Annotated in this window: 1 protein-coding gene and 2 pseudogenes; 1 reads left to right on the top strand and 2 read right to left on the bottom strand. The window is 77.3% G+C overall.

Annotation, left to right across the window (positions count from 1 at the left end):
• Positions 1-154, top strand: a pseudogene (locus AB0G13_RS34640) (aminoacyl-tRNA hydrolase); the annotation flags it as partial.
• 66 nt (positions 155-220) lie between these two features.
• Here the strand turns inward: AB0G13_RS34640 and AB0G13_RS34635 are convergent.
• Positions 221-1,111, bottom strand: coding sequence for a 3-methyladenine DNA glycosylase (locus tag AB0G13_RS34635; protein ID WP_357883904.1), 891 nt, complete (start codon positions 1,109-1,111; stop codon positions 221-223).
• A 34-nt stretch (positions 1,112-1,145) separates the two neighbouring features.
• A pseudogene (locus AB0G13_RS34630) lies at positions 1,146-1,777 on the bottom strand (hypothetical protein); the annotation flags it as partial.

Here is a 1,777-nt window from a genome sequence, read left to right as displayed (position 1 = left end):
GGAACGGCTGGCCGCGCTGCTGCGCGAGGCCGCCGCCCCGCCGCCCCCGCCCCGCCGGCCCACCCGCCCCTCGCGCGGCGCGAAGGAGCGCCGGCTGGCCGAGAAGAAGCGCCGGTCACAGCGCAAGCGCGACCGCCGCGTCGACGGCGAGTAGCCCGCGATCCGGCACCGCCGCCTCCCGCGGTCAGGTGCCCCGGCCCGGGGCGCGGAGCGGACCCGCTCAGTCGTCCACGGTCGACAGCAGGCGGTCGCACTCGGCGACCAGGCGCACCCGCAGGGGTGCGGCGCGCTCCGCGAACGACCGCTGCGCCCGCACGTACTCGTGCCGACCCTCGACGGTCTCCACCCGCACCGGCGGGTAGCCGAGGGCGGTGAGGTCGTACGGAGAGGCGCGCATGTCCAGCGTGCGGATCTCCCGGGCCAGCTCGAACGCGTCCGCGACTAGCTCGCTCGGCACCAGCGGGGAGAGCTTGTACGCCCACTTGTAGAGGTCCATGTTGGCGTGCAAGCATCCCGGCTGCTCGTGCGCGTGCTGGGTCTCGCGCGTCGGGGTGAGCAGGTTCAACGGCCGGGCCGGCGCGGTGAAGAACCGGTACGCGTCGAAGTGGCTGCACCGCACGCCGCGCTCCTGGACCACGGCCGCGGTCGCCTCGGGGCTGAGCCGCAGCGGCCAGGCGTTGTGGCGTACCTCCTCCTGGGTCTGCCGGTAGACCATGGCCCACTCGTGCATCCCGAAGCAGCCGAGGTGCGCCGGTCGGTCGGCCGTCGCCGCCAGCAGCGCCCGGATCCACCCGATCGACTCGGCGCGCCGCGCGCGTACCGCCCCGGTGTCGAGGGTGAGCCCGGCGGCGGTGGCGCGGTAGTCCCGGCCGAACCCGGCCGGGTCCGCGTCGCGCAGCACCGCCCCGGCGCCGGGGTGCCAGCGGCGCAACTGGGCCGGGCGGTGCGAGTAGTAGGTGAAGAGGAAGTCCTCGACCGGGTGCTTCCCGCCCCGGCGGCGGCGCGCCAGGTGCGGGGTGAGCCAGGCGTCGACCCGCTCCTCGTGCGCGCGGCGCCGCGCCTGCCACCGCGCCGCGTCGAGCACGGTGGTCGGGGCGAGGGCGGCGGTCACGGACCCCAGGGTACGACCGCCGCCCGGCGCCCGGTCAGGGCACGTCCACCCGGACCCCGGCGGAGAACACCCCGCTGCGCAGCTCCAACTGCTCCGGCGGCGCCTGCCCGTCGACCGTGAAGACCAGCGGCAGCACCGCTCGGCTGCCGGCCGCCATCGGCTGGGCGAAGACGTCCCGGCCCTGGTTGGCCGCCCGCGTCGCCTGCTCGTCGGTGCTCACGAAGTTGCCGTCGGGCAGGTACGCCCGTTGCAGCCGGCCGTGCCAGCTCTGCTGCTCCGGGGTGAGGTTGCGCACCCCGACCGTGGCCTCGCACTGCCGGGCCGCCGCGCCGGGCTCGCAGGCGACGCGGTACACGGTGAACTCGAACGCCGACTCGCGCAGCGGCTCGCCGACGGCGCCGTTGACCCCCCGGCCGACCCACGCGCCGCCGGTGGGCTGGCTGTCGGTGTCGACGGCGGCGACCTGGCGGGTGGCCGTCCAGGCGGCGGTGCCCACCGTGCCGGCGAGCACCGCGGCGGCCACCGGCACGATCAACCAGACGGACGGCTTGCGGCGGATCTGTTCGGGGCGCGGCGCGGCCGGGCGCGGGTAGACCGTCCCCGGCCCCTCGCCGGAGAGGGCCGCGGCGACCGGCCGGCGGCGCCGGCGCCAGGTCCAGGCCCCGC

This window comes from Micromonospora sp. NPDC023633 (assembly GCF_040640035.1).
Taxonomy (GTDB): domain Bacteria; phylum Actinomycetota; class Actinomycetes; order Mycobacteriales; family Micromonosporaceae; genus Micromonospora.
The sequence above is the reverse complement of the archived record's forward strand: the minus strand, read 5'-3'. Positions and strand labels throughout refer to the sequence as shown.